This is a genomic window from Alkalicoccus chagannorensis DSM 18086 (genome assembly GCF_000429725.1).
Classification (GTDB): Bacteria; Bacillota; Bacilli; order Bacillales; family Salisediminibacteriaceae; genus Alkalicoccus; species Alkalicoccus chagannorensis.
Map to the genome: position 1 here is coordinate 109,360 of NZ_AUCK01000008.1, position 20,335 is coordinate 129,694.

Annotated in this window: 19 protein-coding genes; 8 read left to right on the top strand and 11 right to left on the bottom strand. The window is 51.3% G+C overall.

Going from position 1 to position 20,335, the window contains the following annotated elements; translation table 11 throughout:
* Positions 1-65 precede the first annotated feature (65 nt).
* Positions 66-695, top strand: a complete 630-nt coding sequence (locus tag G477_RS0106985; RefSeq protein WP_026697335.1) for a nuclear transport factor 2 family protein — start codon at positions 66-68, stop codon at positions 693-695.
* A gap of 15 nt (positions 696-710) precedes the next feature.
* Entirely contained in the window at positions 711-1,316 is a 606-nt protein-coding gene (locus tag G477_RS18970; RefSeq protein WP_035211460.1) for a pyroglutamyl-peptidase I, read from the top strand.
* Positions 1,317-1,854: 538 nt separating this feature from the next.
* On the opposite strand, the gene G477_RS0106995 is transcribed toward G477_RS18970, so the two are convergent.
* A complete protein-coding gene (locus G477_RS0106995) occupies positions 1,855-2,382 on the bottom strand; it encodes a hypothetical protein (protein ID WP_026697336.1) in 528 nt (175 codons plus the stop codon).
* Between the two features lie 76 nt (positions 2,383-2,458).
* On the bottom strand, positions 2,459-2,746 hold the full coding sequence (locus G477_RS0107000) for a 4a-hydroxytetrahydrobiopterin dehydratase (protein WP_026697337.1): 288 nt from the start codon (positions 2,744-2,746) through the stop codon (positions 2,459-2,461).
* 158 nt (positions 2,747-2,904) lie between these two features.
* Between G477_RS0107000 and G477_RS21695 the strand changes: the two genes are divergently transcribed.
* From G477_RS21695 to G477_RS0107020, 3 genes are all read left to right on the top strand, one after another.
* Positions 2,905-3,642, top strand: a complete 738-nt coding sequence (locus G477_RS21695) for a glycine/sarcosine/betaine reductase selenoprotein B family protein (protein WP_415783248.1) — start codon at positions 2,905-2,907, stop codon at positions 3,640-3,642.
* Between the two features lie 55 nt (positions 3,643-3,697).
* Complete coding sequence (locus G477_RS18980) at positions 3,698-4,753, top strand: EAL domain-containing protein (RefSeq protein ID WP_051287772.1); 1,056 nt, start codon at positions 3,698-3,700, stop codon at positions 4,751-4,753.
* 67 nt (positions 4,754-4,820) lie between these two features.
* Complete coding sequence (locus tag G477_RS0107020; RefSeq protein ID WP_170203851.1) at positions 4,821-5,408, top strand: NAD(P)H-dependent oxidoreductase; 588 nt, start codon at positions 4,821-4,823, stop codon at positions 5,406-5,408.
* A 19-nt stretch (positions 5,409-5,427) separates the two neighbouring features.
* On the opposite strand, the gene G477_RS0107025 is transcribed toward G477_RS0107020, so the two are convergent.
* Positions 5,428-6,201, bottom strand: a complete 774-nt coding sequence (locus G477_RS0107025; RefSeq protein ID WP_026697341.1) for a hypothetical protein — start codon at positions 6,199-6,201, stop codon at positions 5,428-5,430.
* A 559-nt stretch (positions 6,202-6,760) separates the two neighbouring features.
* Positions 6,761-7,930 (bottom strand): KamA family radical SAM protein, encoded by a 1,170-nt coding sequence (locus G477_RS0107035; RefSeq protein WP_026697342.1) that lies wholly within the window; start codon positions 7,928-7,930, stop codon positions 6,761-6,763.
* 171 nt (positions 7,931-8,101) lie between these two features.
* Here G477_RS0107035 and G477_RS0107040 point away from each other — a divergent pair, with 171 nt between their 5' ends.
* Positions 8,102-8,956 carry a MurR/RpiR family transcriptional regulator gene (locus G477_RS0107040; protein WP_026697343.1) on the top strand — a complete coding sequence of 285 codons (855 nt, stop codon included), beginning with the start codon at positions 8,102-8,104 and terminating at the stop codon, positions 8,954-8,956.
* Between the two features lie 298 nt (positions 8,957-9,254).
* Here the strand turns inward: G477_RS0107040 and phnE (G477_RS0107045) are convergent, their stop codons facing one another.
* The 4 genes from phnE (G477_RS0107045) to G477_RS0107060 form a co-directional block, all read right to left on the bottom strand.
* Positions 9,255-10,061, bottom strand: coding sequence for a phosphonate ABC transporter, permease protein PhnE (phnE, locus tag G477_RS0107045; RefSeq protein ID WP_026697344.1), 807 nt, complete (start codon positions 10,059-10,061; stop codon positions 9,255-9,257).
* A complete protein-coding gene (gene phnE, locus G477_RS0107050; protein ID WP_026697345.1) occupies positions 10,062-10,874 on the bottom strand; it encodes a phosphonate ABC transporter, permease protein PhnE in 813 nt (270 codons plus the stop codon).
* On the bottom strand, positions 10,867-11,643 hold the full coding sequence (gene phnC, locus G477_RS0107055) for a phosphonate ABC transporter ATP-binding protein (RefSeq protein ID WP_026697346.1): 777 nt from the start codon (positions 11,641-11,643) through the stop codon (positions 10,867-10,869). The genes phnE (G477_RS0107050) and phnC overlap by 8 nt, the downstream gene beginning before the upstream one ends.
* A 77-nt stretch (positions 11,644-11,720) precedes the next feature.
* On the bottom strand, positions 11,721-12,782 hold the full coding sequence (locus G477_RS0107060) for a phosphate/phosphite/phosphonate ABC transporter substrate-binding protein (protein WP_026697347.1): 1,062 nt from the start codon (positions 12,780-12,782) through the stop codon (positions 11,721-11,723).
* Positions 12,783-12,989: 207 nt separating this feature from the next.
* Here G477_RS0107060 and G477_RS18985 point away from each other — a divergent pair, with 207 nt between their 5' ends.
* Positions 12,990-13,787, top strand: a complete 798-nt coding sequence (locus G477_RS18985; RefSeq protein WP_051287774.1) for an HAD family hydrolase — start codon at positions 12,990-12,992, stop codon at positions 13,785-13,787.
* A gap of 634 nt (positions 13,788-14,421) precedes the next feature.
* Here G477_RS18985 and G477_RS0107075 read toward each other — a convergent pair.
* The 3 genes from G477_RS0107075 to G477_RS0107085 all read right to left on the bottom strand — a co-directional run bounded on the left by G477_RS0107075 (position 14,422) and on the right by G477_RS0107085 (position 19,314).
* Entirely contained in the window at positions 14,422-16,392 is a 1,971-nt protein-coding gene (locus G477_RS0107075) for a TRAP transporter permease (protein WP_026697349.1), read from the bottom strand.
* A gap of 161 nt (positions 16,393-16,553) precedes the next feature.
* Complete coding sequence (locus G477_RS0107080; protein ID WP_026697350.1) at positions 16,554-17,690, bottom strand: TAXI family TRAP transporter solute-binding subunit; 1,137 nt, start codon at positions 17,688-17,690, stop codon at positions 16,554-16,556.
* Between the two features lie 229 nt (positions 17,691-17,919).
* Complete coding sequence (locus tag G477_RS0107085; protein WP_026697351.1) at positions 17,920-19,314, bottom strand: MATE family efflux transporter; 1,395 nt, start codon at positions 19,312-19,314, stop codon at positions 17,920-17,922.
* 123 nt (positions 19,315-19,437) lie between these two features.
* On the opposite strand from G477_RS0107085, the gene G477_RS0107090 reads away from it, so the two are divergent.
* Positions 19,438-20,301 (top strand): helix-turn-helix transcriptional regulator, encoded by an 864-nt coding sequence (locus tag G477_RS0107090; RefSeq protein WP_026697352.1) that lies wholly within the window; start codon positions 19,438-19,440, stop codon positions 20,299-20,301.
* Positions 20,302-20,335: the final 34 nt, after the last annotated feature.

Sequence of the window (20,335 nt, forward strand, 5' to 3'; positions counted from 1 at the left end):
CGGTAGTCAGAACGTGTCCGATCCGGTATGATTAGGTCATAATCAGGAAGAAAGAGGGACGGTATATGCGTACTATAACGACCGTATGCATGCTCCTCCTGCTCGCTGCTTGTTCGGATGACAGCAATGACGAAGAACAGGAGAGCAGCGCAGACGAGCAGGAGCTGCAGGAGCTGGAAGCGGAAGTCCAGAACATAGAAGAACAGCTGCAGCAGACGGAAGCAGAATTGGAGTCTGTCCAGGAGCAGAGAGAAGCATTGTATGAAGAAAATATGCAGCTCAAAGATGACGTGCTGACGATGAAAGAACAGCAGCTGGAAGAACGGCAGCAGGCGGATGAACGGCTGTCAGAGCAGGATGAGGTCCGGCACGCAGTGTACGATTTCTTTTTTGCCATGCATGATGGGGATGCAGACAGACTGCAGGATCTGACCAGCAGCGCTGTGGAAGTAGATGAAGCAGAGGAAGTACTCCGGATGATGGATGAAGAACCAGAACGGTCGATGCACTTTATCCAGCTGCAGCAGACGGCAGCTCTCCACGCAGAGGACGTAGTTGTCGATGGGGAGAGCGCTTTCGCTGAAGTGTCCATGTTTGAAGCGGAAGAAGATGAACTATCCCTCCGCGGCATTGTTGAAATCGAATGGGAGAAGGACGATGCGTGGCAGGTTGTATCCATGCAGTACTTACAGTAGGGAAAGGGTGAGTGAATGAAGTGGCTGATCACTGGTTTTGAAGCATTTGATCCTTGGGACGAAAATCCCGCGCAGCTGCTGGCACAACGCGTGCAGGAATGGAAGAACGATGTAGATGCCGCTGCAGCCGTGCTTCCTGTAGAATACAAGAAGGCACCGGAAACAGCAGCACGCCTCATAGCAGAAGAAAAACCGGATGCCGTTCTGCATCTGGGTACTGCTGGAGGCAGAAGCGGCCTTCACCTGGAACGATTCGCGGTCAACGTGGAAGACAGCGGCACGGGCAAGGACAATGCAGGCGATCAGGCCGAAGACAGGAGAGTCGTCGACGACGGTCCTGCCGCCGTGGAAACCACGCTCCCGATCCGCACCATGACAGAAGCCGCGAAACGTTCCGGCGTGCCGTCATCGATCTCGTACTCAGCAGGAACGTTCGTCTGTAATACAACGATGTACCGCACACTCGTAGAAGGCAGGGTTCCTTACGTGGGATTTCTGCACGTTCCCGTCCTTCCGCAGATGGCGGTTGATTGGCCGCTCGCTTCCATGAGTCTTGACACGATGGAGAAAGGACTATACGAAATGATCACAGCGGCTGAAAGGGTATTACCAACACCGTAACGCAGGATACGCTCCGGCAGAGAAGGACTTTTCCAAGCGAAGCAGAGGATGAAACGAACAAAAAGCGGTTCTCATTCCCATGTTGAACAGGTTCAGGTCTGCTCAGACGCGTTTCACATGGCAGCTGGGACTTTTTTAGAAAAGAAAAAACGAAAACGAGCAATTTTCAGGAGGGAAGGGCGGCGACGCAAGAGGGATCAAGCGCCGTCCGAACATCCTCCTCGCAGCGCAAAGACCGTTGAGGGCAGCGCCCCTTGGCAGGCATCCACCTGAAACGGAAGAAAAGATGCCATGGACATAAACCGCTGCCCCAACATTTGTTTTAGAACCGAAAAAGCCTGTCAGGCAGTGATTGCCTGACAGGCTTTTTTTACTTTGTAGGAAAGCATAAAATGTCATAGAAGGAAGACGGCGGCTTCCTGCGCTGCACGAGAAGAAAGAAGACCGCTTTCTTCCCTCGAAAAGCTTGCAGTACAAGCCGTTCCGACCAAAAGGCAATTTGCCCTTTTGTCCCGGGATAGAAGGACTGGTGTTTTTATTATGTGGAAGCTGCAGGCTGCTCTTTTTCAAAGTGCACGTAGCTGCTTAATACTTCTTCCACTTCTTCTTTCGCTTCATCCGCAATGGTCGTTTTGATTTTCTGGCCTTTCTGCAGCTCCATGATCAGCTGCTGCCGGTTCTTTCTGGCACGCCCCCATTTGATAACCCGGATTTTCGACCATTTTGCGTGGTAACCGGCAAAAACGATAGCATCCCCCTGCAGCTGAAAGACTTTATCCAGCGTCAGGAGAATGAAGGTTCCAGCGGCAAAAACAAGGACAGCAAGAATGGAAGCTGCCACGAAATTATTGAACACTTCGATGATCAAAAAAACCGAGAGAAGAATGACGACATAACTGCATAGCAGAGAGATCTTGTAACGCAGAGAGCTCGTGCTTACTTTCTGCGCATCGTCGGGAGTGAAAAACACTTCCGACCCATTTATTCTACGGACCCGGTCCGTAAAGAGATGATAGATAGAAATGATGGACATAATGACAGCGGTAAGCAGATACAGCCACTGCATAAGGCAGACCTCCTAAAGTCGTTCTGCTTTATTTTATCATGCCATGATGCAGGGCTGCACCCGTTTCCGGGAGGTTTTACGTGTATTTTGCAAAGATGCGGTCATAGGCGTGGGCAGATTCAAAATCTTTCTGGGTCAGCCCGCCTTCGTCGAGGGTGCTCAGTTTTAATATCACGGTCGTGTGGTCAATGATCGTATAAGGGTGATGCTGGCGGTCCTCGGCTGTATCTGCGATTTCTCTGATGAACTGTATGGCTTTCGGATAGGAGGAGAAACGGTACTCTTTCTCAATCCAGGAACCACTTTGACTCCAGCCGTCTGAATCCTTCAGGTTCATATCGATATCTGCTTGTGTCAATACCACAACAAAAACCCCTTTCTTATCATTTGAAAAATCTGATAATAACATTCTATCATACATGAGGAGAATAATGGCAGGGTTTCTTTTATCGAAACAGGTTACCGTTCCGGAGAATAGGGGAATAGCATAATAATAATATTAGGAGAAAGCGCGGTGAGTGCATGCTGGAAAAGCTAAAAGAACGTGTGGCGAGATGGACAGCGGCAAGATCCATCCGCAAATATGGCGGCGAACAGGTGGCGCCAGTCGAAGCGGAGCGCCCGCAGAATGAGTGGACGGTGGCCTTTCTGACAACGGCAGGGGTTCATCTGTCTTCAGAAGAGCCATTTGATGTCGATGCAGGAGACTGGAGTGTCAGAAGCATTCCAGCGGATACTGCGGCATCCGAATTGATGGTCTCCCATACGCACTATGACACAGAGGCGGCGGAAGAGGACATCAACACCGTGTTCCCTCTGGAAGCCGTCCGTGAATTAGCCGAAGAGGGTGAGTTCGGAAAGCTGGCAGCTACACATTACGGCATGATGGGCTACATCCCCCGCACGGATAAACTGCTGCAGGAGAGTGTACCCGAGATCATTGCCGGGCTGAAGAAAGATAACGTGGACGTGCTCCTGTTGTCCCCTGGCTGATACATCTGCCATCAATCGGTCGGATTGATACAGAAAGCAGTTGAAAAAGAGGGAATTCCCACCGTCTCCCTCACGCATTTTCCTGAGCTTACTGAGCAGGTGCATGCACCGAGAGCGCTGCACATCAAATTCCCGCTCGGAAGGACGTTCGGTGCGCCTGGCAGAAGGGATCTTCAAAAACGAATTCTGCAGGATATGCTGCAGGAGGCGGCAGTGATGGAGCCTGAGGTGCCCCGCACGCTGCCTTATCGATGGAAAAGAGACTGAATAACCGGTTTTACTTGTGAGAAACAGGGTACAGAATGATTAGGATATTATGATCATGAAAGTTGGTGTTACGATGGAATCATGCAGCATTTGTCAAGGGAAAATTCCGCTTTCTGAGCGGGGCACGCTGATGTTATCCGGAAAAACAGAGCAGCAGGCCGAAAGCATTAGAAAAGCATTGAGAAAGTGGCATCCCGTTCTGCATCCGAAGCAGCATCGTGTAGATGTCTCCTATTCGAGCTGGGAGGCACTGCAGTCGATTATGGAGAAAACGCTGGGAGAACTTCCCGAAGATGACACCGTGTCAGTAACTGGGAGTCTGATAACGGAAGAGGGGAGCCGGCATATGCCCGGCAACGAATTTTCTCTGTATGAGCTGAATGAGCAGATTACCCATCCGGAACTGGTTAAAATCATTCAGGACCGCCTCTTTCAATCGTTCATGCAGCCGGTAGTCGATACCCGGACGGGAGAACCGATCGGCTATGAGTTTCTTTTACGGCCGAACAGTAAACTGCATCCTTTCAACCCGGGAGAGCTGTTTGCATTCTCCCAGGGGTCCGGGCTGCAGTCGATGCTGGACAGCCAGGCTAGAATCAACGCCATCCGCACGAGTTCACATAAATTGATGCCGGGCATGAAACGGTTTATTAATTTTCTGCCATCATCCATATACGATCCGTCCCACTGTCTGAAAAGTACATTTAAGGCAGCGAGAGACTATAAAGTTAAGCCGGAAGATCTCGTCTTTGAAGTCGTGGAAACAGAACAGATCGAAGATATGCAGCACCTGCAGTTCATTTTTGAAGAATACAAAAAGGCGGGAGTGAAAGTAGCACTCGATGATGTCGGCACAGGTTATTCCACGGTGGACGTATTAAAACAGCTGAAGCCGAACTATGCCAAAATCGACCGCTCGCTGATTCAGGATATCGATCAGCATCCGGAAAAACTCGATCAAATCAAACTGCTCCGTAAAGTAGCAGATGACAATGGGATTATTCTGCTTGCAGAAGGAATCGAAACGGCCGAGGAATATAAGGTTCTGCAGCAGTATGTGCATCTCGCTCAAGGGTACTACTTCGGCAAACCGCTTTCGAGACCGGCATAGACCGGTACGCGCAGGAATCAAGTATCATGAAAGGGGGAAGTCAGCAGGCTGTTCCGGCAGTCTGCTGATGCTTTGTATGAATATCGTTGCCGTGTATATGCATCCGAGCTGGGATAGTTTTAACGGAGCCGTGTTTCAGGCGGTTCAAGAGAAGGCGCTCTATCAGCAATGGACGACGTTTGCTCCGGCTGTCGAGAAGATGAATCCGCTACTGACGATTGAAGAGTACAAGCAGTCTATCGACGGCCGGTATCCGCCGGAACTGGAGGAAGCACAGGACCAGCTGCGGGAGGCAGACCACGTGCTGTTTTTCTTTCCGGTGTGGTGGGGAGGTTTCCCTGCAGCAGGGAAAGGGTTTATCGATCGGGTGTTTGCCTACGGGAAAGCGCACGAATTGGAAGGAGAAGAGCCGATCCCTCTGCTCACGGGAAAGAGAGCCTCCCTCTTTTTCACTACCGGAACGCCGCCGGAAGTGTTTGAGGAGAAGGGATTTTACGATCAGACAGTCGGCGCCATCCGGGACCAGCTGCTGGAATTCTGTGGTCTGGAGCTGCACACCGTCAAGCATTTCGGCGATGTGCATCAGGCCTCCGATGAAGACCGACAAAAGATGCTGCAGGAAGCAGCAGAGGCAGCTGCCAGACTGTCAGAATAAGAAAGGGATCTGATGGCGCTTATCCTTCGTCTTCCTCCTCTATAGGGACGACCATCGAGAAACGCCACTCCGGCAGATCAGCTGCCGTCCGCTCTACAACGAACGTTTCCGGATAGGTGAACGGCATGGAGAAGTCTGCTGTAATATGTGTTCCTTCCGGTCTCTGCTCCACAGATCGGAAAATAGGATAAATCGTTTCGCCGTCGAGCATCCTTGTAAAAACATAGCCAGTGCCGGCACTATCGGCGTCCGGGTGGTCATCATCTATCGTGAACGAAATCGAAGCTTGTGCTGCTTCGATCTGGCGCAGAGCGATATCGCCGGTCCGAAGCTGGGATGTATCATCTGCCACCTCGAACGTGTAGCCGCTGTCATACACGCTCGGGATCATGTAAAAAGGGATCTCTAATCTTGCTTTCTTATCAGCTGGTAGGGGGCCTGCTTCGATGGTCATTCCGATGGCGTCGGCCCCAAGATCCTGTCCCATGATGCTGGAGTGGGAGAAGGACGTGTCTTTCACTTCATACGTGACATCTTCACTGTCTCTTATGTAGGAAGGCCATTGAAATTGATAATCATCAGAAGCGACCGTGTGGCCCTGGTTGTTTTCGGCGAGGAAATGAATAAGCATGGTATCCTCCTGCAGTTCTGTTCCCAAATGGGTAATGGTAAGGTCGGACTGCTCGACCGTTTCTATCAAGGGCATACCGGCACTGCTTTCCGTTTGACCGGGTGGTGCCCCGGCTGAGCAGCCCGCTGCAAATAGAATGATACCGATGATTGCCTTTCTCATAGCATGCTCCCCCCTTTCTCTCATCATATCACACCGCCGGGGGACATTCTGCCCATAAATGCTTTCTGTTTGAGCTCTGTTCAAGCTTGTTGTTGTTAATTGATGAATGTAGAGATAGGCGGCGACACTCAAGGGGTAAGCGCTGTCCTCCACGATCCTTCGCATCACGAATGATCGTGGAGGACAAGCCCCTGAGCAAGCGTCCGCCGAAAGCGGATGAAATCAACAACGAACGATAACATAGCCTCTGTTTTCATGAAGAGAGCGTGACAGTGATGGAGGGAGTAACGGCATGCAGCCTACCGGATACGGCTGTAGGGAAAGTGTTGTCCGGTGGATGCCGATTCCATTTGGCTAACGTGAAAGAAGATTTTCAGCTGGCTCGCCCGGTATCACGGCATCTTCTGACAGCAGCGAAGAAGAAAGAACGTCAAAAGAACGGACTCTCCTGATAAGGAAAGTCCGTTCTTTTGATTGGTCAGGCGCGCAGTTGTTTGAGCGGGAGAGGCACTGCTACTTTTGCTTCCCGCAGCGCGGCAGAAAAGCAGGCTGGCTCCTGCTATTCCGTAGCCGAGAGTTCTTTCTCTGCGATTTTATCATTCGCACCGACAAAGTCGTCCCACTTTTTCGTCGGGGCTGTCCAGTACTGTTCGTTCCCTGGCAGGTCATCGAACCACGCTGCATCCTCCGGGCAGTCCAGGATCATGAATTTCCCGTACTGATGATCGCGTGACTGGTGGTACTTGAGGTACGCTTTGCCGTCCTCGATGGCGAGAATTTCGATTTTACCGGATGTATGGCTCATCGACAGCCGGACACGTTTACCGAGGCCGGACGTTTTCGCTTTTGCTTCTTCCACGGCATCGTATGCCTCTTTCAGCGAGAGAACGAAATCGTTATTTCCGGCAACCGGCCGGTTAATAAAGAAATAATACGGTGTCACGCCGGCCCAGGAAAGCTTATCCAGCAGTTCTGCAAGCACGTTCGGATCGTCGTTGATGCCGCGGAGGACGGGGGTCTGATTGACGACGATGGCTCCGGCATTGTGCAGTGCTTCAAAGCCTTTCTTCGCTTCTTCTGTAATCTCCCGCGGATGGTTGATGTGTGCCATCACATAAATGCGCTGTTCCGGTGTGGAGTATTCCCGGATAAGCTCGTGGAGATCCTCATCTTCATAAATGCGCATCGGATTAAACACTGGCATTTTGGAACCGAGCCGAATGATTTTCACATGTGGAATCTCCCGCAGCTGCTCAATGATTTTACGCAGTTTCCGCGTAGCGAGAATAAGAGAGTCCCCTCCTGTGAGAAGGACATTCGTAATTTCAGGGTGATTACGGATGTATTCAATTCCTGGAGAAACGTCCGCCATCGCTTCTTTTATGTCATTACGGAAGAGACGCTTACGGAAGCAGTACCGGCAGTAGGCGCCGCAGACTTCTGATACAATCAGCAGAGCTGTCTGATCGTACTTATGCTGACAGCCTGGAACTACATAGTTCGTGTCTTCGTCTGAAGCATCCCATCTGCCGTATTCTTCGAGTTCACCTTCGTTTGGAATGACGAGTTTACGGATTGGATCCTGCGGGTCTCCCCAGTCAATCAGCCCGAGATAGTATTCGTTTACTCTGAAAACGAACTTCTCCGTGATCTGCTTTAACTTTGCTTTTTCCTCATCGGAGAGGTGGGGGACTTTTTCAATGTTCATGATGTACTTCGGCTGTGCCATATACAGCACTCCTTTCTGTGTAACTGTTTTCATTAGAACATAAAGATCAGGATTGGTCAAAAATGGAAGAAAAGATTTCCTTTCGTCTGAATAATGAATGTTTTCCTCCATGCTTCAGCTTGTGTCACAAGCATGAACACGGTATGCTGATGGGGTACGGGAGGTGGCATCATGACAGAAGATAATGTGTACTCCAGAATAAGCAGAATGCAGGAGAGTCTCAGTAAATCCCATAAAAAAATTGCCGCTTATCTTGTGCAGAACAGGGAGGCGGCACCGTTTTTAACAGCCTCCAAGCTGGCGAAAGAAGTGCAGGTAGGCGAAGCAACTGTCATCCGGTTCGCATCTGTGCTCGGCTACCAGGGATATCCGGATCTGCAGCGGCATCTGCAGGGAGCCCTGCAAAAAAAGCTGACATCAGCGGAGGTCATGAAACAGACGACCAAAGGCACAGAGAAGAGCGAACAGACGCTGTATGAAGTTCTGTCCGATGATAAACACAACCTGCAGTCGACGATGGAGCAGATAGATCCGCTTGAATTCGATGCGGTTGTCCAGGATCTGATTGATGCGGACAGGATTTATATTGTCGCCTACCGAAGTGCTGCCAGTATTGGTTCGTTTCTCGCTTTCTATCTGGATCTCGTCCTGCAGAATACCGAGCTGATTGAAGAAGCCGACGGCGTCTCGGAACACCTTCTTGATATTTCCGAAAAAGATGTTGTCGTCGGACTTGGTTTCGCCCGGTATACAAAACGGACAGTAGAAGTGATGAAGTATGTCCAGGCGAAGGGCGCGCGCACGATTGTCATTACCGATCATCTTTTGAGCCCGCTGTATCCCTACGGAGAAAAACATCTGATAGCTTCAACAGAGATCAATTCGTTCATCGATTCATTCTCTGCACCGATGAGTATTGCCAGCGCGCTGATTACGGCGCTGACAAGATCCGAGAGCGGCAAAGTAACGAAACGTCTCGAGGAGCTGGAAGAGCTGTGGGACACGTTTGACGTGTTTTACGATTAGCCGCTTGAGTCTGACGGACGGACTGGCTTACGAGCCATGGGCTCCGGACAGGACGGAGGCTTCGCTCCCATCCTGCTTAGACTTTAGGAGCAGTGGACGTGATCGGCAGAAAACGGCCGCTCAGGAACGACAGACGGGCTCATGCGGCGGGGAAGCGCGTCAGGCACAGCACTTCTTTGTACGCCTTCTCGACCGAAAAGGTCTGTGACCTACATCCTGCCTGTAAAACACCGGTACAACCAATAAATGGAGCAAACCACCGCGCCGGGAGCCGTCAGCTCCCGGCGCGGTGGTTTCATTATACAATTCGTTTCCGAATGAAGCTGCTCAGGTAATCGATGGCTGTGACAACGAGAATGATCATCAGGAGCGCCATGCCGACTTCATCCCAGTTCCGGTTCATCGTAGAGATCTGTATCAGCACACCAATGCCTCCAGCCCCGACCAGGCCGAGGATGGTGGAGGAGCGGACGTCAATCTCATAGCGGTAAATGGCATAGGAGAGAAACTCGGGCACCACTTGTGGAATCACCCCGTAGACGAGGATCTGCAGCCGGCCTGCTCCATTTGCTTCCAGCGATTCGATAATGTGCATGTCGATTGATTCAATCACTTCGGCGTAAAGCTTTCCGAGCATGCCGATCGATCCGATAGCAATCGCCAGCACCCCGGCGAAGGGGGAAGGACCGACAGCGGACACAAAGATTAAGGCGAGCATGATTTCCGGAAATGCACGAATGCCGTCCAGAGACCACTTGGAAAGGAGATTCGCGGCTTTGGACGCCATCATGTTCTTTGCAGCGAGAAAGCCGAACGGGACGGCGAGAATCGATGCTGCCAGCGTTCCGGCAAAGGCCATGGCGAGCGTCTGCAGCATGAGAAGCGACGCATTGCCGGCCATAGCCAAGTCCGGTTGGAACAACTGAGGAATGACTCTTGTTACGTTGTTTAACGTTTGTTCGCTGAATACTCTGCCGAGATCGATGCTGATACCAGCAAAGGTCCAGATATACAGTGCTGCTATGGAAGCAGCAATCAATGCTATTTTCACTTTACGGACGCCCGTCATTCGTTTTTCCGGCGGCAGTTCCAGTGTATGATCCATTTAAAGCACCGCCTCTCTGATTTTGCCGCTGATATATTCGATAAGCACCACGGCAAGGAAAATAATCAGGATAATCATCATCGTTCTGTCGTAGTCCATAAAACTGATCGAACGCTGCAGGAGCTGACCGATACCGCCTGCGCCGACAAAGCCGAGGACCAGGGACGCACGGACATTAATCTCGAACACGTAAAGGCTGAACGACGTATACTGCGGCAGGATCTGTGGAATGACGGCATACCAGATAACCTGAAGCGTACTGCCCCCGGAGGCCCGGACAGCATCGAGCGGTTCCGGATCGATGGCCTCCACCGTTTCAGCAAGCAGTTTGGCAAGAATGCCAAGCGAGAAAATGACGAGTGCGAGTATGCCGGAGAATGCACCGATACCGAAAATACCGACGAAAATTACGGCCAGCAGCAGATCCGGAATCGTACGGAGAATGTTCATGACCTGTTTGGTGAGATGATAGAGAACCCGCTGCTCCTGCATGATGTTGGAAGACGCCATCAGGCTGACTGGTATACATACAACTGCAGCCGCTGTCGTCGCAATAATGGCCATATGGAACGTCTCGCTCAAATACAGCCACGCTTCTCCTGCATAGCCCCAGTTGGGCGGGAAAAGCTGCGCAAACATGGCCGCGATCGTCGGCAGGCCGTTCCACAAATCAGCCAGGCTCGAACCTGTATAAAGAAAGGAGGCTGCATAGAGAATGGCGATCATCGTAAAGAGCCCCGTCAGCTTCCATTTCATGTTCCCCGCGCGGAGGCCGGGGGCATTGTCAGCCTGAAGTACGTGGCTGTCAGTCATGCTCATCTCCCCCCACTTTGTCCTCTTCTTTGATTTTTCGTCCGTAAATATCTTCAAAGGTTTTTTCGCTTACTTCCGAGACCGGCCCGTCAAAGACTACTTCTCCGCCGCGCATGCCGATGATGCGGTCGGCGTATTCCATAGCCATATCGATGAAGTGCAGGTTGACGATGGTTGTGATTTTGTCCTCTTTGTTAATCCTTTTTAAATACTGCATCACCTGATGGGACGTCGGCGGATCGAGACTCGCAACTGGTTCATCTGCAAGCACGACACGCGGCTCCTGGGTCAATACCCTCGCAATGCTGACACGCTGCTGCTGTCCGCCGGAGAGCTGGTCGGCCCGGGCATGTACTTTTTCTGCAATATTGACACGCTTTAAGTTTGTATAGGCGAGGGCGCGGTCCTCTTTGTCAAAAAGCTGAAGCAGACTGCGTACCGTGCCTGTGTGACCCAATCGGCCTGCAATCACGTTTTTCATGACCGTAGACCGCTTGACGAGGTTGTAATGCTGAAAAATCATGCCGACTTTCGTCCGAAGGCTTCTCAGCTTCTTTCCCTGAAGCGGAAGGATGTTCTCTTCATCCACCTTCAATTCTCCCTCCGTCGGTGTCACCATCCGGTTGATGCTGCGGATAAAAGTGGATTTCCCCGCCCCGGACAGACCGACGATGACAACGAATTCGCCGTCGTTGATCTGAATATTCACATCGTTCAGCCCTTGATGTCCATTTGGATACGTCAGCGATACATTGTTAAATTCAATCATGATCATCTTCTCCTTTTTCAGATCCCTCGAAAAGAAGAAGCACCCCGTCCGCAGCCGGGGCACTTCGGGTAAAGCACTTAATCCAGTGGGTCGACTTCATCGGCAAATTCTCCATAAGCATCCCGGACGATATCATAATCACTGTCTTCTGCCTCGGTAATCCCCGTCCATTCATAGACGTCATACATGACATCAATCATGTCGTCATCGTCATTAAAGGCAAGCATTGCTTCGCGGATCTCCTCAACAAAAGCATCGTCTAATTCACCAATGACGGAGATGGTGTCGTTTGGAATAGGTTCTGTATAATCCAGCACCCGAAGGCCCGTTTCTTCATCGAATACTTCCGGATAGTCGTCTTCAATGATCCCCCGGGCATCTTCAAAAGTGGTCGCGACATCCGCGTTCCCTTCGAGCACCGTAATGGCCGCGTTATCGTGGGAGCCCGCTTCCATCATGCTTCCGAAAAATTCTTCTTCATTCATGCCGAAGTCATTCCGGATCTGCGTGGCAGGGAACAAATAGCCGCTGGTGGATGCAACATCGACGAACGCCCATTCTGCTCCTTCGAGATCCTCCAAGGTTTCGAACTCAGAATCGGCCCGGACGACATATTGAGCGCGGTAGCTGTCCTCGCCGTCCCGGACGGACTTGAGAATCGACTCGATATCATATCGTTCACTTGCCAGCACGTACGCGAATGCAGGAATAAAACCGACTTCCACCTGGCCGTTCCCCATTGCTTCGACCAGCGCGGAATAATTAGTCAGCACGGTCCCTTCCACATCAATGCCGAGCTCATCTGAAAGCTGCTCTGCGAGTGGTTCTACTGTTGCTGCGATTTCGTCTGAGTCGGAAGAAGGTACGAAACCGAGGGTGATCTCTTCCGGTCGTTCTTCGGCAGCCTCTTGATCATTCTGCTCTTCTTCATTTGTTTCATAGTTGTTTTCATTCTCATCGGCGCCGTTGTTGTTATTGCTGCTGTTGTCGTCGGAAACGTGCCCCTCGTCAGCATCGTTTTCTGCCGACGCATTATCTTGGTTCTCGTTCACTGGTGTCCCATCTTCATTATTCTCTCCACAGGCGGATAGAAGGAACAGCACTGCGGCTGACGCCAGCAGACCTGATTTTTTCTGCATGATAAGTACCCCCATTAGAATTTTTGGTGATGCACATTGGATTATGAGTCAGTCAGAGACGAAATACTATATCATTTACGTCTTTCTAACACGACTTTTACACAGGAGGAACGATGTTCATACTCCGGTGATAATCTTTATGAAATCTAAAGCTCCTGCGGAGGCAGAGTCTGTTATACTGACGGTCGCAGAAAGGAGAGAAGAAGCATGCTGTATATTTTTGATCTTGATGGAACACTCTACTCAGGCAGAGAACATTTCGACTATTATGCTTCGCTGCTGAAGCAGGACGTACAAAAAGAGGCGAAAGGAGCTTTTGAGGAAGATTATGAAGCGATGAAGAGGGGAGACCATCCGGTGAAGATCGGTCGAGCCTACAGTCCAGTTCGGGATGAAGTCGTCCAGGTGGATCCCTACACGAGCAGAGGGACAAAGGTAGTGGATTGGTATGGCCGGCCTGTCGAAACGAGTCCGTATGAGGCAGCGGCATTGACGTTCGATTTTACGCATTTAGCCGCCATAGGTGACGGGTGGTGGCTGCCCTTTGCTGCAGCATCGCACCATGGGGTGACGAACATCCAGCGCCGGTATCATGAAACGAAAGACTATATGGCTTCAGACAGCTTTCAGCTGACGAGCATACCAGGGCTGCCGTCATTTCTCCGGTCGTTGACACGGAATCACTCAGCTGTGCTCGTCACGAACAGTGATCTGGCAGATACAGAACGTATCTTACGCGAACTGGGGCTCGAGGACAGCTTTCATGAAAAAATCTGCTCCGCAGGCAAACCCCGCTGGACAAAAAGCTTGTTTGCGGACTTGTTACGCAAATACGACGTAGAAGCTGAAGAAGCCGTTTCTATTGGTGACAACCTGCTTAACGATGTCGCACCGGCGGTACAAATGGGAATGAAGGGCATATATATTGGAGAAGGGGATCACAAGCCGGCCTCCACGTACGCCTCTCTCGAAGCATGGATGGAGGACGCAGCAGGCGGGAAATGATGGGAAAGGGAAGCGTGGGATCGAAAGTGTCTCATGAACTGCACACAAACGTGCTTCGAGCACGCGGGAAGAAATCAAAAAGCAGCGGTGTTTATACGGGGAATGCCTCTGGCACCGCTGCTTTTCATGTGGAAAGAGGCCGAAGGAGGCAGAGCGGCATAGCAGCTCCCGGTGTGCCCGCAGCCATTAGGGAAGTCCTGCCATGCTTTGTCTCCCGCCGTGCGGAAAGAGGAAGTGCCGCGTGTTCCATGTTCCAACTGTTCTTCAAAGACATAGGAAAGCCCTCTTAGTAGGAGGCGGCGATTCGAGAAGAACGAAAAGCACACCCCGTCTATCATCACCTGCAGCGTCCAATTAGCCCTTCCGGGGCAGGAACGAAAAAAGCAAAAAACGCTGCTGACGAACCAGGAAGGATCGTCAGCAGCGTTTCATTTGAAAACAGAAAGAAAGCAGTCCGTTCACCGCGATACGGGGAAACGGCAAGTCCGTGGGAACAGCGAGAGCAGAAGCTCTGTCTGCGGAAGGCACTTATCAACATGGATTACTGCTTTTTAATCCTGGATTTGTGAACGGTCGCTGCGCTGCAGTATTGAGCAGGAGAAGAGACACCGTTTCTCCTGCTCGGCATTTTCGATTACTGCTGCTTTCGCTTACGCAGCGTTTGAACAACGGCAATCAGGATAAAGAGACCCAGTCCGGAACCTTCGATGAGGAAATTCTCCGGATAGATGAGCATGATCCCGGCTGCAAACAGCAGGATACGTTCATACCATTTGAACGTGTTGAAGAAGTATCCCATCATGGTTGCACTGACGGCGGCCATGCCGATCATCGCTGTCACTATCAAGTAAGCGACCGTTACCGCATCTGCATCCACCAGCAGCAGCTGTGGATTGTAGACAAAGGCATACGGAATGATAAAGGCAGCGATGGCGAGCTTGAAGGCGGTCACCCCCGCCCGCATCGGATTGGCCTTGGCTATCCCTGCTCCTGCATAGGCGGCCAGACAGACAGGCGGCGTGATGTCCGCGACAATACCGAAGTAGAAGACGAAGAAGTGCGCTGCAATCTCTGGTACGCCGAAATCAATCAGAGCCGGCGCAGCCATAGAAGCTGTTACGACATAGTTTGCTGTCGTCGGCAGTCCCATACCAAGAAGAATACAGGCAATCATCGTAAAGAACATCAGCAAAAAGAGGTTGTCTCCTGCGAGTGCCAGCAGTCCGCCGGCAATACGTCCGCCGAGTCCGGTAAAGACAACGGTTCCGACAATGATCCCGGCAGTGGCACAGGCAGCGATAACCGGGAGGGCGATTTTCGCTCCCTGTTCGAGAGCGTCGAGAATATCTCTCGGGCCCATCCGTGTTTCGCGGCGGACATACCCCACTACAAACGCTGTCCCAATGCCTGTCAGTGCTGCGTACATCGGCGTGAATCCGTTGACCAGCATGGTGACAATCACAATCAGTGGAAGCAGCAGGTAAGACCCTTTTAACAGCCCGGATTTCGAAGGAAGTTCCTCTTTAGGAAGTCCCGTGATCCCGAACCGCTTTGCTTCAAAGTGGGTACCCATGAAGACCCCGGCAAAATAAAGGGAGGCCGGTATAATACCAATGATGATGATATCACTGTAGGATACCGTCGACACGTATTCGGCCATAATAAAGGCAGCAGCACCCATGATCGGAGGCATGATTTGTCCGCCAGTGGAGGCGGAGGCTTCGGCTGCCGCCGCAAACTCGGGGCGGAACTTCGCCCGTTTCATCATCGGGATGGTGAAGGAGCCCGATGCTACCGTGTTGGCAACCGAACTTCCGGTGATGGTGCCCTGCATCGCAGAGGCTGCAACGGCCGCCTTGGCTGTGCCGCCCGTAAAACGGCCGGTCAGTCCAAAGGCCAGGTCATTAAAGTACTGGCCGACGCCTGTCTTCGTCAGCATGACCCCGAAGAACAGGAATAAGTATATATAGGTCGAAGATATCTGGATCGGCGTACCGAAAATGGCGTCAGAAGAGTAAAACAGTCTTCTGGAAAGGCCGCTCCAGTCGAATCCGCCGTGTCCAAAATAAGGAATATTCGTACCGAACATCCCATACAGAATCGCGAGTGTACCGATAACCACAATAGGAATACCGACAGCACGGCGCGTTGCTTCTAGAAGCAGCACAATACCGATAGTTGCAAAAACAATGTCAATGGTAGTAAATCCAAGAATTCGTGCACCGCCGGTGATCCAGTCATAGCGGAACAGAATGTAATAACAGCTTGCCATCGAAGCAAAGGCGAGGATGACATCATACCACGGGACTCCTCTTTTCTTCTGACCGGACCTGCGGAATGGATAAAGAAGAAAAATAAGGCCCATCGCCGTTCCTAAATGAACAGCCCCCTGCATCAGCGAGACGAGTGGGCCGCCCCCGATTGGACCGATCCCCGGAAATGATCTGTATAAGTGGAATACCGTCAGGGATACTGCAATAAAGGTGATAACCCAGGCCCACTTGCCGGTATCCTGCCGAAATGATGATTCTTTATCGTATTTTGAGATAACTTCCTGCTTTTCTTCTTCGGATAGCAGTTCCTCCTGTTTTTTAGCATCCGTCATGCTGCTCACCTCACATTTCAGCCTTGCCGGTACGCAAATCGACGAAAGGGAAGGAGAGTCTCCTGGCCTTTCGTCGAAGTTCTGCCTCAGACAGAGCTGCTGCGCACGGCAGAAAGGAACGAGACCGGACGGTGCGTCCGGTCTCATGGAAAGCGTTCTGCTTAGTCGAGAATGCCTTCTTCTTCAAAGTATCGCTCTGCACCAGGATGCATTGGCAGCCCGTCAGAGCCAAGAAGTGCATCTTCTTGTGTGATTGCTTCCCCCTGTGGATGCGTGATGTCCTCTGCGTGTTCGAACATCGCTCTTGTGATCTCGTAGCCAAGATCCTCATCGATGCTGTCCAGGGAGCCTACCATGATGGCATAAGCGGTAATCGCCTGTACATCTTCATCAAGGAAATCGTACGAGTCAGCAGGAATATCGAAGGCAGCATAGCCGCTGTTTTCTTCGACATAGTCCAGACCTTCATCAGTCAGCGGAAGCAGGTCGATATCTGCAGACGCTGCGAGCTCTTCAATGCCGCCTGCCGGCAGGCCGAGGAGTCCGAAGGAAGCATCCAGCTGACCATCCTGAATACGGCCCTGGGCGTCGCCGAAGCCTTCTTCATATACTTCATAGTCGCCTTCTTCAAGTCCGTAGGCTTCCAGAATCAGACGGGCCGCTTCCTGCGTACCGCTTCCAGGTGGTCCGATGGCGATCGAGGCACCTTCAAGATCTTCAACAGACTCGAATTCGCTGTCTTCTGGAATGACAATCTGCATCACTTCCGGATAAATGTGACCCATGAAGCCGAAGTTGTCCACTTCGACACCTTCAAAGTCACCTTCGCCTGTCAGCGAGTTCAGGGCTGGAAGGTGAACCGTCATTCCCATATCCATTTCTCCCTGGAAAATGCTGGAGATGTTGTCGACGGAAGCACCGGAAGATACCGCACTCAAGTCGAAGTCATCATATTCTTCAATGTTGTTGTTGATAGTTGTCGCAATTTCCTGACCAAGAGGATAATAAGTACCGCCGGTGGAACCTGTACCCAGCTGCAGGTTGCTGATGTCTCCGGCCTCGCCGGCCTCACCGTTATCTGCATCATTGTTGTTGGCGTTGTTGTCATCTGCATCGTTGTCGTTGTTCATGTCGTTCATGTCGTCATCGGCATTGTTATCCGCGTTGTTTTCGACTGCATTGTTGTTATCATCGGCTGGAGCGTTGTTGTTGTTGTCATCTCCGTTGTTGTCGCCGCAGGCAGCCATAACAAGGGCGCCGGACACGATCAGTGCAGACAGTGAAGTTACTTTTTTCACTTAAAATTCCCCCTTTTGCATATAAATGATGGATATTACAAAACGTAATATTCCTCTTCATTTAATCAGATAGAAGAGAAGATGTCAAAACATTCCCTGAGCTCGCAGTACCTGTGTCACAGCGTCGGCCCCCTACTCATCATAGTGCTGACCGCATTGCAGCCTGGATTGTTACAGTGCCAGAACATCCTCAGTCCTAGAACAGCAGGGAACCGACGAAAGGCCGGCGCTAGGCGTGCCTGTCGGAAGGAGCTGCGTCTTCCGCAGACTCCTCCCCGGTTGCCGGCTCTACGAACCCCATGTGCTCCCACTTTCTGCTGCGCCATCTGCGGAGCATGAGGAGACCTCGGATCCATTCATCCAGCACCATGCCAATCCAGATGCCGGCAAGCCCGAGGCCGAGCCAGATGCCTGCTGTCCACGAAACGGTGACGGCAATACCCCACATGGACAGGATTCCGATGTAGACCGGGTAGCGCACGTCGCCGGCAGCCCGCAGGGAATTAATGATAACAAGATTGAATGCTCTTCCAGGTTCAAGTAGTATCGTCAGAAGCAGCAGCATGGTGCCGGAACGGATAATATCTTCGTTTGACGTAAAAATGGACAGAATCGCATCTCCAAACAGATAAAACATCGCAGCAGCAAAAGTGGAAATACCCATCGCAGCTCTTAAGCTTCGCAGACAGCGTCTGTAGGCTGCGTCGTACCTTCTTTCCCCAGCGAGGCGTCCGACAAGAATTTGCGTTCCCTGAGCAATGGCGAGAGAAAACAGCAGCGAAAACATGATAATATTCAACGTATATACTCTCGTAGTCAGTGCAGCGGTTCCGAGGCCTGCCGTAAAGTAAGTCAGCACGAGCTGGGATGCCTGATAGGAGACCTGCTCTCCGGCCGTCGGAATGCCTATCCGCATCAAGGCCTGGAATTCTGCTGCCGGCAGACGGGTAAGGGGATACAGCCATGGGAGGGGTGTTTTCACCTTCCTGACCAGGAGCCAGAAAAGGACGATCAGGCCGATTCCTCTCGCAGCAGCAGTACTTACTGCAACACCAGCAGCGCCCATCGAAGGGGCACCGAAGGCACCGAAAATGAGGATATAGTTACCGATCACATTCAGCACATTCATGCCAAGGGTAATATACATCACATCTTTAGTGAACTGATGGCTTTTCAATACTGCTCCCACCGTCATAATACACGCCTGAACAAAGGCGAATCCACCGACGATCTGCAGGTAGTTGAGGGCGGTGTCCATCAATTCAGCAGGAATGCCCATCCAGCCGAGGATCGTTCGGCCGCCAAAAATCAAAACAAGGCTCAAGGCTATCCCTGCAGCAATATTCATGTAGACGGCCGTTACCGCTGTTTTCCCTGCTCTGCCGGGGTCTGAGGCCCCGAGATGCTGAGCGGTAATAATCGTCGTTCCCTGTGCAATGAGGCCGAACATCACGATGACGATCCCCATAATCTGATTGGAAACCCCGACAGCCGCAACCGCACGGTCGTCATACTGGCTGAGCATGAGTGTATCGGCATTCCCCATGAGCATATGGAGCAGCAGTTCAATGAAAATCGGCCAGGTGAGCACAAATAAGCTGAGATTTTGTTGTTTCCGCGACATAATCAAAAATCCTTTCCGGTCCAGCAAGACAACATACCGTCATGATACAGCGTTGAGACTTCTAGATTATAGAGGAAGAAACCGATGAAAATAGTACATATCCGATAAACAAGGGGGATGCACATGGTTATATGTTCAACTGCGCCGCCGCTGCCAGTCTATGTAAAAGGCGGTCGGGGAAGGTTTGCTGCAGGGAGACAACATTTCAGCAGAAAATTTCATCTATTTGATATGTTGTTCGTGCTGCAGGGAGAGCTGGCTATGATGGAAGATAATCAGGAAATCCGTATACCGGAGGGGCATTACTACATACTGCTTCCGGGAAGGCACCATAACGGCAGCAGGCCGTGCGCAGAAGAGACGATTTTCTTCTGGTGCCACTTTTATTTTATTCCCGTTTGGTGGACCGCTTCGGAAAAGCCGGACTGGGCCGCGAGACTTCGTCGAAAAGCGGACCACCATCAGCCGGATGAAATCATGCTGTCAATCCCGCAGCAGGGGGAGGTTCAGGAAGCGGCAAGGCTGAGGCAGATGTTTGAAGAGCTTTTTTCCACGAGTGACAGTGTCAGTCCGTCCACCCGCTTAAAGCAGCAGACCCGCTTCATGGATATTCTCCTTTTTCTCCAGCAGGAGAGAGACGAAAAAAAGACGGGAGCGCAGCAGGCGGCTGATCTGCTCGCAGATTACATCCATACCCACTTTGCTGATGCTGATTTCACATTAAAACAAGCGGCTTCTGCCCTGATGTATCACCCGGATTATCTCAGCAGGGCGCTGCGAAACAGGCTCGGCATGTCCCCGGTAGAGTATCTGCATACCTGCCGCCTGGAAAAAGCGAAGCAGCAGCTGGAACAGACGAATGAACATCATCAGGCGATCGCAGAAGCATGTGGATACAAAGATGCATCATACTTCTCGAAAATATTTAAAAAACGAGAAGGGGTGAGCCCTGCATCCTACCGTCGTATGAGCATAAGGAATGAATAAAATTGAAAAAACAATAGAAATGAAAAGGGTTGCA